At 56.4% G+C, this 14,148-nt stretch carries 16 protein-coding genes; 2 read left to right on the forward strand and 14 right to left on the reverse strand.

Annotated features, from left to right (window positions below):
* Positions 1 to 17 precede the first annotated feature (17 nt).
* The 6 genes from SH527x_RS05460 to SH527x_RS05485 form a co-directional block, all read right to left on the reverse strand.
* Positions 18 to 5,105 carry a DEAD/DEAH box helicase family protein gene (locus tag SH527x_RS05460; protein ID WP_437193644.1) on the reverse strand — a complete coding sequence of 1,696 codons (5,088 nt, stop codon included), beginning with the start codon at positions 5,103 to 5,105 and terminating at the stop codon, positions 18 to 20.
* 263 nt (positions 5,106 to 5,368) lie between these two features.
* Positions 5,369 to 5,686, reverse strand: coding sequence for a hypothetical protein (locus SH527x_RS05465; protein ID WP_437193645.1), 318 nt, complete (start codon positions 5,684 to 5,686; stop codon positions 5,369 to 5,371).
* Positions 5,687 to 5,960: 274 nt separating this feature from the next.
* A complete protein-coding gene (locus SH527x_RS05470) occupies positions 5,961 to 6,440 on the reverse strand; it encodes a hypothetical protein (RefSeq protein ID WP_437193646.1) in 480 nt (159 codons plus the stop codon).
* A gap of 447 nt (positions 6,441 to 6,887) precedes the next feature.
* Entirely contained in the window at positions 6,888 to 7,892 is a 1,005-nt protein-coding gene (locus SH527x_RS05475; RefSeq protein ID WP_437193647.1) for an NADP-dependent oxidoreductase, read from the reverse strand.
* A gap of 617 nt (positions 7,893 to 8,509) precedes the next feature.
* Entirely contained in the window at positions 8,510 to 8,839 is a 330-nt protein-coding gene (locus tag SH527x_RS05480; RefSeq protein ID WP_437193648.1) for a hypothetical protein, read from the reverse strand.
* Positions 8,836 to 8,979, reverse strand: a complete 144-nt coding sequence (locus tag SH527x_RS05485; protein ID WP_437193649.1) for a hypothetical protein — start codon at positions 8,977 to 8,979, stop codon at positions 8,836 to 8,838. Before SH527x_RS05485 ends, SH527x_RS05480 begins: the two co-directional genes overlap by 4 nt.
* A 12-nt stretch (positions 8,980 to 8,991) precedes the next feature.
* On the opposite strand from SH527x_RS05485, the gene SH527x_RS05490 reads away from it, so the two are divergent.
* On the forward strand, positions 8,992 to 9,318 hold the full coding sequence (locus SH527x_RS05490; protein WP_437193650.1) for a hypothetical protein: 327 nt from the start codon (positions 8,992 to 8,994) through the stop codon (positions 9,316 to 9,318).
* A gap of 361 nt (positions 9,319 to 9,679) precedes the next feature.
* Here the strand turns inward: SH527x_RS05490 and SH527x_RS05495 are convergent, their stop codons facing one another.
* From SH527x_RS05495 to SH527x_RS05530, 8 genes are all read right to left on the reverse strand, one after another.
* Positions 9,680 to 10,312, reverse strand: a complete 633-nt coding sequence (locus tag SH527x_RS05495) for a hypothetical protein (RefSeq protein ID WP_437193651.1) — start codon at positions 10,310 to 10,312, stop codon at positions 9,680 to 9,682.
* 349 nt (positions 10,313 to 10,661) lie between these two features.
* Complete coding sequence (locus SH527x_RS05500; RefSeq protein WP_437193652.1) at positions 10,662 to 10,829, reverse strand: hypothetical protein; 168 nt, start codon at positions 10,827 to 10,829, stop codon at positions 10,662 to 10,664.
* A gap of 4 nt (positions 10,830 to 10,833) precedes the next feature.
* Positions 10,834 to 11,145 (reverse strand): hypothetical protein, encoded by a 312-nt coding sequence (locus SH527x_RS05505; RefSeq protein ID WP_437193653.1) that lies wholly within the window; start codon positions 11,143 to 11,145, stop codon positions 10,834 to 10,836.
* A 4-nt stretch (positions 11,146 to 11,149) separates the two neighbouring features.
* On the reverse strand, positions 11,150 to 11,323 hold the full coding sequence (locus tag SH527x_RS05510; protein WP_437193654.1) for a hypothetical protein: 174 nt from the start codon (positions 11,321 to 11,323) through the stop codon (positions 11,150 to 11,152).
* Positions 11,324 to 11,325: 2 nt separating this feature from the next.
* On the reverse strand, positions 11,326 to 12,120 hold the full coding sequence (locus SH527x_RS05515; protein ID WP_437193655.1) for a hypothetical protein: 795 nt from the start codon (positions 12,118 to 12,120) through the stop codon (positions 11,326 to 11,328).
* Positions 12,121 to 12,142: 22 nt separating this feature from the next.
* Positions 12,143 to 12,763, reverse strand: a complete 621-nt coding sequence (locus tag SH527x_RS05520; RefSeq protein ID WP_437193656.1) for a hypothetical protein — start codon at positions 12,761 to 12,763, stop codon at positions 12,143 to 12,145.
* A 9-nt stretch (positions 12,764 to 12,772) separates the two neighbouring features.
* Positions 12,773 to 12,919 (reverse strand): hypothetical protein, encoded by a 147-nt coding sequence (locus SH527x_RS05525; RefSeq protein WP_437193657.1) that lies wholly within the window; start codon positions 12,917 to 12,919, stop codon positions 12,773 to 12,775.
* A gap of 64 nt (positions 12,920 to 12,983) precedes the next feature.
* Positions 12,984 to 13,190, reverse strand: a complete 207-nt coding sequence (locus SH527x_RS05530; protein WP_437193658.1) for a hypothetical protein — start codon at positions 13,188 to 13,190, stop codon at positions 12,984 to 12,986.
* 635 nt (positions 13,191 to 13,825) lie between these two features.
* On the opposite strand from SH527x_RS05530, the gene SH527x_RS05535 reads away from it, so the two are divergent.
* Complete coding sequence (locus SH527x_RS05535) at positions 13,826 to 14,050, forward strand: helix-turn-helix transcriptional regulator (protein WP_437194588.1); 225 nt, start codon at positions 13,826 to 13,828, stop codon at positions 14,048 to 14,050.
* The last annotated feature ends 98 nt before the right edge of the window (positions 14,051 to 14,148 follow it).

A 14,148-nucleotide genomic window follows, 5' to 3' on the forward strand; every position in this document is an offset into this window, starting at 1 on the left:
ACGATCCTGAAATGTCATTAGCGGCTTGTCGAGTGAATCCTGAAATTCCCGTTGCTGCACTTCAGTTGCAAATTCCTGTTCGCCGACCTGGCCGACACAGCATGTGTCTCCTGTCGGCGGCGGATGCGGGCGGTGATTGGTTCCTCTGCCCTGGACTGCTTGCGTTCAGATCGCTGCGGCATGTCCTCAAGAGTGTTAGCAGCCTTGAGAGCCTTGATTCGCTCGGCCAGTGCGGGTGTGGCTGGCCCTTTGCTGTCTGCGGATTCTTGCCCTGATGCCGATAGCTTCGCCTTGAGCTGGTCCCGTAGTTCAGTGAGTTCTGATAGATATGCTTCTAGCAAAAAGGGTTTGCCTAAGCGGGCCTGATAGTCGCGGAGCTGCGACTCGGCAATCAATAGGTCTTGTCGGATGCGGACGGTCTCCGAGGCATAGCCGGTGGCGATGCGTTCCAGAGCGTTGAGAACAGCTCGTGGGCCTTGATGTTCTTTTGAAAGGCTGGATGTCCGGGTGATCGCCCCTTCCAGATAGACATCCGGTGGAAAATTCGGATGGACAATGACCCCAAACGCCAGACCACGATAAATGCCGATGGGCACCCGCGTCGGCTCACGGACAGAAAAAGGCAGGACGTCCAGCCGTTTACCAAGAACGGCTGTCACGTCATCACGGGCCAGCGGATGCTTGCCGATGGCAATGGGATCACTGGCGTGGTCTGTGGCGGTCGCCCCATCGGCGGTGAGCTTCGCCAGTCGGTCGTTCAGGTTGTTGATGCGGTCGGGTAGATCGCGGACGCTGCGGCGGGCGACATATTGTTCGTCGAGATGATTCTTCTTGAGCAGGGTGAGGCGTTGTAACTCGGCGTCGGCTTCGGCCAGCGTGAGCACGGCCGGGTTGCCGGAGGCAATCGCCTTGACCTCGGCATAGGAAAGTTCCTGGCTGCCGATATCTTCGGCGCGACGGGCGGCGTTGTCGCCAGTGATGACCTGGCCGATGAACCGGGCCTTTGTTTCCAGCGCCTGCCACATATAGGCGTCGAAGCTTTGTTCGGTGACGTATCGATAGATAGCAACTTCCGGGTTCTCGTTCCCCTGCCGGAGGATGCGGCCATCGCGTTGCTCAACCTCGGCAGGCTTCCACGGGGCATCGAGGTGATGCAGGGCGATCAACCGTTTCTGGACATTGGTGCCAGTGCCCATTTTCTGCGTGCTACCAATCAGCACTCGCACAGAACCCTGCCGGACCTTCTCGAACAGGGCCTGCTTCTTGGCGTCGGACTCGGCCTCACCAATCGCGGCGATCTGCTCACGCGGGATACCCCCGGCGTGTAATTTCTTGATGATTTCCTCATAGGGTGAGTACCCCCACGGGGTAGAATTCACTCCCATGTCTGCAAAGATCATTTGCGCTCCACGGGTTGGTGTGGATTCCTTCCAGACATCCACCACATTTTCCACGAGCCTGTTGATCTTCGATTCCGGGAAGTCGGGAGCCGAGGCCGAGAGCATGCGGGCATCGGTCGCCAGCTTGCGACCATCGGTGGTGATCGCCAGGGCGTTGTCGATGCGGGGATCAATCTTTTCTGACCGGATGCGTTCGTAACGCTCGACCAACTCCTGTTGGAGTTCCTGCTGCTCGTCGGACATTGGGCAGGCGATCACGATAGGCTTACCACCCTTGAGCTTGGGGCGTGGCAGGTTCAGCATCTCCGCCGTTTGCACGTCCGAGAACGCCCGGAACATCTGCTGGAGTTCCGGCAGGTTGGTGAACTTCGCAAAGCGCGAACGCTGGCGTAAGCCCCCGCCATCCGGCGAAATCTCCATCGTGTCCACAACCTCGCCAAACGTGGCGGCCCAGGCGTCGAAATGCTCGATGCCCCGGCTGCGAAGCCCGCGCGGATCGAGGAACCGCTGCATCGTGTACATCTCGACCATCGTGTTGGAAATCGGCGTGCCGGTCGCAAAAGTGACGCCGTGGCCGGCGTGCTGCTCGTCGAGATAACGGGCTTTCATAAACACATCGAAGGCCCGTTCGCTGCCACTAGTCTGAATGCCGGCGACGCGATCCATCTTGGTTGGCGTTTCTAAGTTCTTGAAGTAATGGGCCTCGTCGATAAAGACGTGATCAACACCGAGTTCGTCGAACACCAGCCCGTCATCCTTCTTGTCTTCCGCCAACAGGTTTTTGAGCCTCTCGGCGCGGGCTGCTTTCTGCTTCTCGATGGTTTTGATGAGGTTACGGCTCGTTCCCTTCTGGGCGGCGTGTTCGATCAGGAGTTGGTCGTACTCGGCGATCTGCTCGCGGAGGAATTGTTCCTGATAGTCCTTCGACATTCCGATCCGTTCAAAACTGGAATGGGTCACGACGATCCCGTCCCACTCGCCCGAAGCGATCTTGGCCGTCAGCATCTTGCGGCGTTCCTTGGTCAAATCTTCCTTGGATGCCACCAGCAGTTTGGCATTGGGATAGAGCTGCATGAACTCGCGGGCGAACTGTTCCAGCAAGTGATTGGGAACGACGTACATCGGCTTATGAATCAGCCCGGCCTGCCTCATTTTCATGCCGGTCGCGGCCATCGTGAACGTCTTGCCAGCGCCGACGACATGGGCCAGCAGTGTGTTGCCGCAGCTCATCCCGCGCCAGACGGCATCCTTCTGATGCTGCCGCAGCGACAATGCCTGGTTCATGCCGGGGAAGTCGAGGTGAGAGCCGTCGAACTGGCGAAGGCGGATGTTGTTGAAGTTGTCGTTGTAAATCCGAACAAGTCGTTCCGTCCGATCAGGATCAGCGAACACCCATTGGCGGAAACGCTCCTTGATGAGCTTCTGCTTCTCGCGGGCCGCCATCGTTTCTTCCTGGTTGACAACCCGTTCCTCACGGTCGCCGTGGTTGATCGTGTCGTAGATCGTCGGCGACTTCATGTTGAGGGCGAGGTCCAACAGCCAGGTGCCGTTGGCACGGGCCGTACCAAACTCGGATGTGGCCGCAACCGAAGCTTTGGCGGCATAACCCGCATCCAGACTCCAGACGGCATCTTTCTTCAAATGGGCGACCGGCACGGAGGTCGGATCAACCTTAAACAAATCAGCGGCGAATGCCTGGATGTCGGATTCCGGTATCCACGGCGCGCCCAGATTCGCGTCGATGTCGCCGGGCAAGACGTCTTCGGGCTGGACCTCTCGTAAAGCACTGACATTGCGGGCATATTGGGGACCGGCCCGCTCCGCAACAGCGAGCTTGTCGCGGACATTGCCCGATAAATAAGCGTCGGCCGTCTCCCACTTGCCAGTTTCCGGCTCTTGGAAGATCAGGTCGCCGAGTTCCTCGATCACCTGGCTTTTCGGCTTGCCGTAAAGCTGAGCGATGTAATCGAGATAAACACTGCCATGCTGGTTGAGCGACACGAGCAACCCTTCCTCGGCGCTGCGGACTTGGGTAACGGGGGGTGTCTTGCCGACCACATCGCGAGACATGATCGCGGCTTTGGTCGCCTGGCCGGTCGTTTCGTCATAGTCCTCCAGCGACATGACGAGCATCGCGTCCGGGTCTTCCTTGAATTTGACCAGGTTCGGCATCCGACGGATGGTCGTGCCGTCCTTGGTCACGCTGAACGTGGTCTTGTTGATTGGCCCGTAGGCCATCACAAAGCGGTCATAGGTGCGATTCAGTTCGCGGCGGGCCTGCTCACGGTGTTCATCGGGCCAGCCTTCGTTCTGGGATTGCAGGACGCGGCGGGATTTATCACGTAGTTCGATCAGGGCAGCCAGACGCTTGCCGGTCATCGTGCCGTCGGACTTGAGCTGCGTGCCGCTGTAGACAACGGGGACACCCTGGCCACCGTCGAGCTGGTAAATGATGCGATCATTGCCGACGAAGAAACTCCCCTCGTTAATATGGCGTTCGGGCGGCGGTGGGATGAAAGCTGGAATTGATGATTCGGTAGCCTTCGATGGCTGAATCGGATTGAATTTGGGAAGTTGGCCAATGGCTTGCTTCAATTGCGAGGCCAGCTCGCCGTTACTTTCCACACTAAAACCTTCACCGCCGTAGAGCGTGTCCTTGCGGGACCAGTTACCCAGGACCATTTCGGGATGGTTCAGGAAGTAGCGGTTGACGGAGACCTCTGCGCCATCGATCTCCAGCGGGGCGACCCCCAGCCAGTTGGGATCGATATGGCGGGCCGGTTCGCCCCGGTCACGCTTCCGAAGAAACACGATGTCGGTGACGACGGCGGTGCCTTCACGTTTGAACGCATCCGAGGGGAGGCGGATCGCGCCTATGAAATCCGCTTTGTCGGCGAGGTACTCACGGATCGCGGCGTTCTGCTTGTCGAGCGTGTAATGCGAAGTCACCAGTGCGAGCACGCCGCCTGGCTTAAGGGCATCAACCGATTTGGCAAAGAAATAATCGTGCAGGGAGAGTTTTTGGCCGTGGTAATCCAGTTTGAGATCAGAGAACGGCACATTGCCGATCGCAGCATCGATACCCCCATCGGGTAATTTCGTGTCCCGGAAACTCTCGATGCGGATGTCATGCTGGGAATGAATCGCCCGTGCGATCCGGCCAGAGATCGAATCCAGTTCAACACCGATGAAACGCTGACCCGGCTGACCGTGGCCCATGAAGTTGCCGATACCGCAGCCGGGTTCCAGGATCGTGGCTTCGTCCGAAATACCCAACCGGTGTATGGCATCATGGATACTCCCGATGACGGTTGGCGACGTGTAGAAGGCATTAAACGTGGTGCGTTTAGCGCTGTCGTATTCGTCTGGGGTGAGGAGAGATTTCAACTCCTCCCCCAGTGCCTGCCAGCCGGCGTCCTTGTAACGCCCGCTGACGGGTTCCGGAAAAATCGAGAGGGCGACCGGGCCGAATCCGGAAAACCGGGCAAGTGTCTGTTTTTCTTCGGAAGATGCTGGACGCCGTTCCCGCTCAACAGCCTTCAGCGTGCGTATCGCGGCGATAATGTCGCGGGCTTTGGACTTCTCGCCGCTGGCCATACCGGGGGCGGGTCTCGGGAGTTGATCGCGGGCGCGGTGAAGTGCGAGGGTCGGGTCCGGTTTCCCGGCCAGTGCTTCGAGTGTCGATTTGAGTTGTGCGCTATTCATAGCGTGGTCTCCTTCTGGCGTTTCCGGCCCGCTATCGGGGGCCTGACGGCCGGAAGACGACCCAGCCTTCAGCCGGGGCTCTGCTCGCGGAGCGACCGTGCCAGCGGAAACTGGGGGGAGACCTTCAGGGGGAACCGGGTTTCCGCTGGTGCGGCCCGGCGGGCTGGGTAGCGTGCCGTCAGAAATGGCCCCAGGCGGGGCGGACGGCTGAGGAGAATCGTCGGAAAAGAAATCGAACAGCGATTGCCGTTGTCGTTCGGCTCTTACTTTTTCGGTGTGTGACGGCGGAGGAACGCCATGGCCCTGTCGAGGGAGAACACTTCGGGTTCGTCCACTGGCGATACGGGCAGTAAACGATCTTCCAGCTCTTGCAAGGCCATCTCCAAGGCTTCCGAAGAGATTTGATTGGGATGGCTGTCGCTCCGTGACTGAGCGAGTTGTTCCTGGTACATTTCGTGGAGGCTCTTCAGTTCCAGCGCGAGGCGGTCCAGAGTCTCCAGCGGATCGCTGTCCTTGGGCAACTGGTTCTTGATTTCCGTCCGAAACTCCAACATTTCCATGACGATGGTCTTGTATTGCATGGTCAGCTCCTTGCGGTTGTGGGCGTAATTCCTGTTTCGGCTCGGTCGTCTCGTCCGAGGTATCGGGAAAGAGTGTGGGGCCTCGCCATCCCGGCGGCTTCCGGGCCATCCTTAGCAACACTCGGAGCTGTTCGCCCCGCCTCCGGGTTGCCGGTCATGCTTTCCCGTGGACGATGATTCGCAGGAAATGGTCCGCTTGGCAAGCGGCAAATCATGATGAACCGGAATGTGGAATGAGCGCATACGGACCTGCCATGCCTCCGACGAACTCCTCTCAGAAGGGAATTTCCTGGCCGGCATCGATGCCTTTGGCCTGCCGGACCAGGGTGCGGACTTCCTGATACAGTCGCTCAGCCTCAATGCGGGTGGTCATCGCCGAATCGGGTTCAATGGGGCGAGTCCACATGAAGTCGCGGGAGTTCCAGCGATATCCGGTGGATTTCACCAGATCGAGTACCTCCGGGCTGGGCTTTTCCTCGAACTTAATCGCCATGAAGCGGTTCCGACGGCTCTCGAACAGCCGGACGCCCGCTTCATAATCTCCGGCAATCCCAAACGGATCAGCGGCAACGGTTCGGCCCCGTTGCTGTTGGATGCGTTCGACAAAAGAGGGTTGTTGTTCCATGGGTTCCAGGGCCGGTTGTTCCAGAACAGCGGTGCTGGCAGGCTCAGCCAGTTGAGGTTCCGATTCGGGTTGAACCGGTGCTGGTGTTTCGGTGGGTGTTGTTTGTTTCGGGGTGCGTTTACGTGCCATATCGTCCTCCATGACGTTGCGGGTGATTCCTTCACCTCTATTACTGACATTAACACGATTTGAACCCTTCGCGCAAGAGGCTGAGTGCGGGTTTCAGCATGTTGGAATGCTGAACAGCCGCAGAAACACAGGGTTCACAAACAACCGGAACAACGGAAAGCGGCAGAAAATCAAGTGTTTGTGCGTTGCACAAAAATGCCTGCGAGAACAGGAGATTTTCTTTCATTGGTTGTGACTGCTCACAACAATCAGATCGGCTGGTGTCGGCTCGACACGGATTTGTCCGACTCTGTACGGACAATCCTTCACAGAGGCACGCTCCCACGATCGTGCCGGTGGAATTCAGGACCATCAAATGAGTTCGGAGTCGAGGGATTGACTGTCAATCGCTTGGCGGGTGGCTTTGCCGAACACGCTCGCCGTGAACCCCTGCGATTGGCTGACTCGCTATCGCACCTTGACGATGACTTTGCCTTTCGCACGTCCTGTTTCGACGTAGGCCAACGCCTCTTTGGTCAATTCAAAGGGAAAGACGCGATCGACCACGGGACGGATGATCCCGGAATCGATGAGCGAGGCGATTTCGCGTAACTGGTCGCCGCTGGCTCGCATGAACAGAAACGAATAGCTCACCTGATGCTGTTTCGCTCGTTTCCGGATTCGCCAGCTTAACAGCCGCATGGCGAATCCCAGTATCCAGTTTACCCCCATCTCTTTCGCAAAATCCGGGTCAGGCGGACCGGAAACCGAGATGAGCTGACCGCCAGGTTTCAGCACGCGCAGGGATTCTGTGAGCGTTTTCATGTCACCCAGAGTATCCAGCACCACATCATAATCGTGCAGCAGTTTGGAGAAATCCTCACTTTTGTAATCGATGACAAGATCGGCACCAAGACGCTTCACCCAATCGACATTTGCCGTGCTGGTCGTCGTGGCGACGGTGGCTCCCAGATGCTTGGCCAGTTGAATCGCAAAGGTTCCCAGACCGCCGGAACCTGTCTGAATGAGAACGCTCTGCCCCGGCTTCAGATTGGCTCTCTCCACCAGTGCCTGCCACGCGGTTAAGCCCACCAGCGGGATCGAAGCCGCTTCTTCCATCGTGAGTTTTTCCGGCTTCTTCGCCACGGCATCTTCCCGGATCGCAATCCGTTCCGCAAAAGCTCCAATTCGATCTTTGGGCGGCCGTGCATAGACTTCATCGCCGGGATGGAATCGCCGTACCGCAGGTCCGACTTGAACGACGACACCGGCGAGATCATTGCCCAGAATGAACGGAAAGCGAAGAGGCAAAATCAACTTGAGCTGTCCCTTTCGGATCTTGAAATCGACGGGGTTGACACTGGCCGCGTGAACCTGCACCAGGACGTCATCGTCTCTCAACTCCGGTTCCGGCATTTCGCCAGCCCGAACAACTTCGTTGCTTCCATAACGATCGACGATAAACGCTTTCATGGTGTTTCCTCTTTTCTGATGTCCATCGAGAGGAAAGATTTCCTATCCCGAATCGACGATGTCCCCCAAGTCCTGGCAGCAAGGCAACGATCTCCTGATTGTATCAAGCCAATGCTGCCACTGTGGCTCCTGATGCTGCCCACTCAAGAGAGTCAAGAGGGCATGGTGGCCAATCGACGCACCTGGAAATTGGGAGCCGACAAGTCAGATCTGGGCGGCTTGCGCGTCCGTGAAACAGGCGTCTGACCGCGAATTTCCCCGGGAAATTCCTCCTATGCAGTGCATAGGGAAGACGCCTGAACATTTTTGATTGCTTTGCTTGCTCAGAATTCCGCCATTTCATTCTTCAACTTTCATGCGGTATTCTGATGGCTTTTTTCTCAGGATTCTTACAGCATCATCACGTCTGACGATGCTTTTTTGGACGGCTCGCAAGGCTCGCTGTTTAAGGGAAAGCGGCATCCGAATCCGACCTGTTGCCGGATTCGGATTCGTTGGCTGATACGCTGCTTGCAGCCGCTATTTCGGAGCGGTTGTCGCTCCGTCGCTGAACGCCCTCACGTCTCGCGAATGCCGCATCGCAAGCGGGGCGTTTGCGGTGTTCAGAGCCGTGCCGTTTATGGCTCGTTCTCAACAGTCGGCATTGGAAGAAGCACCTGTATAAAGTGGCCTTCCGGAACTGGTGTGCGGCTGACGAGATAGCCAACCCGGTTGACGCGATGAAAGCCGCTTACGAGGTACATGTCACCGTAATCGCCGTCGATGAGCGTCCAGACAAACCGGACGTCCTGTCCTCGGACAAATTCCAGTTCCTCACCGTAGGTTTCAAAGAGGCATCCTGGGCCATCGCCGATAACCCAGCTTGCTTGGGGATTTAGATGATTCGAGACCAGCGGGAACCGCTGGTCAAACTCGTCTTCGTTGATCTCGATAATGTGATCGCTCATACAAGCCTCCCTGTCGCCGCATAAATGGCAGCAAGTCCATTCCGGTAGGCGTCACCTTCTTCGCCTGGATGCTCGTCATAGTCGGCAAGTAGCCGCAGGCAATCGGTGAGTGCCGCAAGCAGTTGCGGTGCTGAGGTCATCAATTGCAACTGGTGGACAAGTTCAGGGACATCGTCGCTTTGGGCCTCGGGGAGCCAGCATGTCTGGCATTCGCAGCTGCTGACGATTGGCCTGTCGTTGCAATCGACGATGACGCCAAAGTTCTCGGTGCCATCGCGATCAAACCAGAGGTTCCACGGAGCGTGAAATATGTTTGTAACTCCTTTCGCTGTGATGTGGCAGACCGCTTACGCGAAGCGGTCGCCATAGATTGCGTCGTCAAAACACTCGTCATCGAAACGACTGGATGGCAGGCCGACGAGGTCGCGTATTTCGTCCGGGTTCCAGTCGCGGAAGTCGGTCGAGTCACACAGAGGTAGAGCGAGGATGGTAGGCATAACATTCTCCTTGTCTTTACGTTTCAGGCCGCCTCATGCGGCCTTCTGGGGGCAAAGACAAGTCGCATTAGGTCAGAGGCGTTTACGCGCACCTGCAAGCGAAAGGCCGAAGGCTTCCACCGGAAAGCGGCCTTGGCAGCTTGCAGGCGATGACGGGCGGCTTAAAGCCCCCGCAAGAAGAAGGCCAAAGGTGGTCGGTTGCAACAAAGTCAGTGCAGAAGATGCGACAGCCGCCCTATACCGATCCAGTTGGGAAATGACGGCGGCGTTGGTGCGGGCTTCGCGCAAGAAGCGAATGGGGCAGGCGACGTGCCGCAATCGCTTGAGAGAGTAAGATGGCGATCTAGGAAGCGGACGTTGATGGCCATCCAAAACCAAAATGCCCGATATAGTAGTTGTAGTAGAGAAACTCCAAGTCACATTCCCACTCTCGAATAGCCGTAGCCATAACGCTGCCACGCCGCTTCGCATTTCTCGTCAAAGTGGCAATAATATCGGCCATTTTTTGCAGTCGCTGTGCACTTTTTGGTTGGCCGAACTGATCGAGATACACATTCGGGAACACAGGCGGTAGCACGGTGTGAAACAACTCCTGTAGAATCGCCTGTCTCATTGCAGTATTGAGCCCAGACGTCTGGCCCACGTGATAACCCATGAATGTCAGCATACCCTCTGGCTCCCATTTGATCGTACCGATATTGCCATCGGCTCGTCGTGCCTCTGTCGATGGCCACTCAAAATACGCTTCTGGGCTAACACTTGCTTTCCGTCTCTTCCACTCATTTTCTATTGCGGCCTTGATCTTTTTCGATGCGTTGTGGGTCTGACGTCTTTTTGGATCAGAAAGGCATGCCAGACAGTTGCGCCATAGCTTTACGGTCTCTAAAATGGTCATCCGGTTAAGTTGCAGGGACTCAATTGATGGAGCCTTGAGTGGCGGCACTTTGGTTGGTCGTGAAGTACGCTTAGGTGTCATCAGTCCTCACTCATCATTTCCGTCACTACCGACACCGTACTGCCTCCTGTGAGACGGCCGCAGACCCGGGTTGTCGCGTTCATCGTTCACCTACTACAGGAAGTGCTCATCTTTAAATCGCCTATCTCGGGGCCTTCGGCACTACAAGCGGTCACGCCAATGGCCATACTGAAAAGGGCAAGAGATAAGAATGCGGATTTGGAAATCATAGTATTTGTTGAATACAGCGGCCCCGACGCCAAGTCAACAGAACAGAAGAGGGACCGGAAGCGCGAACGTGCAACGGCCACCGCATACCGGGAGGTTTAGAAATGACGGCGGCATCGCCACGGAAACGGCACAATGGAAGCTACCGGTTGCGACGGTTCCTCGCGGCCAGTTCCTGTTCGTAATAGGCATAGGCTCGGCGGCGGGTGGCTTCCTGGTCAGGCAGATCACCATCTTTTGCAGCCTGATCCATGAAGGCGGCAAAGGCACAACCAAGGAACAGATCGTCCCAGAATTCATCATCACGCATGCTGCTATGCCTCCTCGTTGGTGCCAGCGACGAATACCGCCAGATCACCGTAGAAGCAACCATCCCATTGGATCAGGTCATCGGCGGTAGAGAGCCACACTTCTTCCTGGCCAGTTTCAGCATGGATGCGGACATGGGAGCAATAGGTCACCACGTAGCAGGACAGTGGGCCGAACACCGGACCGTCAGATCCCCAGCCATCCATTTCCTGATGGGGGTCCGTCCGGCCATGAAACAATCGCAAGTACATCTTGCCGGGAACAAGGGCTGTCCCCGGCGATACGATGAGTTTTGAGGTGAGCGTGGAATCGATCATGGTGTCACGCTCCTTTGCCTGGTGTGATTGGACGGCGTTCTTCCATGCCATTGGGTAGGATTTCCCGTACCCACGGGCGTTGTTCAAGATCCGCAAACAGCAGGAACGAACGGCGTTCAGCCTGCTGCGTGTCCTGGGCTGTGATGTCGATATCAACACTGATGCGGTAATGTTTCATGGTTAGCTCCTTTTGGTTTGTGGTTTTTCAAAGATCATGCATGTGTCGTGCAGTCCGGGAATGAAGGACGAGCGATAGACTTTCTTGCTGCTGCTGGCTCCGTGGCTGAACCGGATGATGTCGGTACAGTGCTGGCTCAGTCCTGCCGCAAAGGCGAGGCGCTTTGTGTGATGGGTCAGCGGGACATAACCCTCACCACGGTCGCTATAGTCGCCCATCAAGATGGCCAGCTTGCCATTGGGGGTTAGGGCATTGGCACAATTGCGAATGAACTGACCGTAGCGGCGGAGAAAATGCTCCAGTGTGGGTGAGCGTGATAAATCCCGTGGATCGTCGGCATAGAGCTTCATCCGCCAGTAGGCCGGATGTGCCCAGATGAAATCAAAGCTGTCCGGCCCTGGAAACTCTGCCGGGTCACAGGCATCGAACCCCGTATGAATGTCGAACGACATGCAGGGGATGCCGATTTCATCGCAAACGTCGCGGCAGGTGCCCGAACCCGTCATGGGGTCAAACACCATACCAGGCTTGAAATAGCTGAGCAGGTCTTTGATCAGATTGCCGCCACAATTGCCTGGATAGCTGCGATCACCATAGTCTCCGGCACGGTGGAAGTGATAGAGGCTTGTCAGGTGAGGGACGGGACTTCCGTTGCGAGGGGCACGTGGTAGCCTGGCAAAAACGGCCTGGTCACACGCCTCGTCCAAGAAATTCTTTGGCCTCGTTGCATTCCGTTTTCCCATGCGGCGTGCATAGAAGGGATTGATTACTCCGTGCTGTGATGTGTTCTGAATCATTGTTCGGTTCCTTTCTGTGTTGTTAAATATGTGCATCGACGATGACAATGTTGTGGTTCGGATACTGAGTCAGTAACTCGGTGGCATCGCTTTCCCAGCTCTCATTTTCGGTGATGAGGATGGCCCACCAACCCATTCGGCCATGTTCATGCCACTGCCCATGTGGAGTGATGATGGCGTGGGGAATCTTGTTCCTGGCAATTGCGGCCTCTGTCAGAGCCGTGTTCGCAGCAAGGGATTCATGCGTCGCTTTTTGGTCGTTGATCCAACCGTCCCAACGGCCGCCGATGACATACCAGTCCCACTTGCTGTCCGGGTTGTACGTTGAAATCGGTTCGCCTGATCCGTTGAAACGATCGTGGCACTTTAGATACTCAGCGTACTTTTCCTGGGGCGTCATCTCTCGAAGTTTGGTGATTTGCTGGCGACATTTTTCGATGTCGTAGTAAGGTTCCTGACGGCTAATGATCTGTTCCAACCGGTGGATGGACTGTGCGATGTCCAGTGCCGCCTGCTTCAGCGAGTAGCAGACGTAAGGTGCTGCGTCCGAATGCTCGAAGTACGGTTCCATCACGTTGGCGATATGAGAAATGGGATCGGCAACGTCGTGTGGAAGAATGATGCCTATGGTGAAATGGGTCATGTTTGCCTCCTAGGCTGCGTGATTGTTCTGAAAGCGAAGCTCGGCGAATTCGCGTTCCAGATCGTCGTAATGCGGGTCGAACTCGATGTTCCAACTGCTTTCGAGGATGTTTGCCAGTTCAAGCATGCGGACGAGGGGAAATGAAGAGTGTGTCATGGGAAGATTCCTTATCTGTTTGATCGGGCGGGCCAGATTGCCCGCCCGGACTGCCATTGAGCGGTTAGTCCTTCTTCTCGCTTGCGACGCGAAGGGTGATGCGGCCATCGAGCGGCACGCACTCGATCTGGATGTTGAAGCCTTTGCCGTCGCCATGTGGCCAGACGCTGCCAATGCGGGTCCAGATGCCTTTGGCTCCTTCGCGATCACGTACCTGGTAGGCGACGTGACTTGGACCTTTACCGGCGGAATCGGATTTCTTGTCAGTCATGTGGGATTTCCTTCTGATTTGAGTGCTGGCCGCGACCATCGCGGCCTGATGACACCCCCAGAAAAGCCGGACCAGTTCGTGGCGAAGCGAGCGCATGCGAACCGGGCAGGCAGAAAATTGGGGGAGACCTTCAGGGGGAGCCGATTTTCTACTTGAGCGGCACGACGACGGCTTTAGGCGTGTCCATCAGAAAGGCCGTGTGTTGCGACCAGAAAACGACGTGATGGAAACCAACAGACAGGCAACTGCTTGAGACGTGCCGGTAATGGCCAGAGATAGCCAAGAGGAGTGATAGGAATCGCAGGCGATTGAAAAAGGCACCTGTCGTAAACGCCATGCCAGCAGATGGCGATGATCGGTAAACGTGATGCAAAAGAGACTGGATGCGTTGCCGTTCGACCGTGAAATGCATTTGGGTGTCGGGGACGCGGGGGCAGGACCGTCAAGGCCATGTCAGCGAGCAACTGCCTATCATGCTCGGACGAACCGATGGTGACTCAATAGCTTACGGGGACTCGATCCGCTCAAAGCGGCTCTGAGTGCTATTCTCCGAGACAAATGGGGCTAAATCGTGCTATTCTCGATGAATGAAGGCACGGCGGAGACCGGCCATGAGCCAAGACAAGGATGTGATTATGAATGAGATTCCAGAAACAGGGTTCTTGCGACTACCGCAGGTACTGAGCGTTATTCCTCTTGGAAAAACATGCTGGTGGGAGGGTGTGAAATCCGGGAGATTTCCCAAGCCGGTCAAATTGTCGGCACGCTGCACCGCATGGCGCGCGGAGGACATCCGTGACCTGATAAAAACGCTGTCCGAAACAGAGTCTTTGGGAACCAATAAACCGACGAATCACTGAAGGGTTTGGAGTAGGGGTATAAAACGGGGGTACATTTCTTTTAATGCGGCACAAGTATTATTAGATAACTGATGCTTAGTGGTACTTTCTGAATCCAG

The organism is Planctomicrobium limosum (assembly GCF_051465645.1).
Lineage (GTDB): Bacteria > Planctomycetota > Planctomycetia > Planctomycetales > Planctomycetaceae > Planctomicrobium.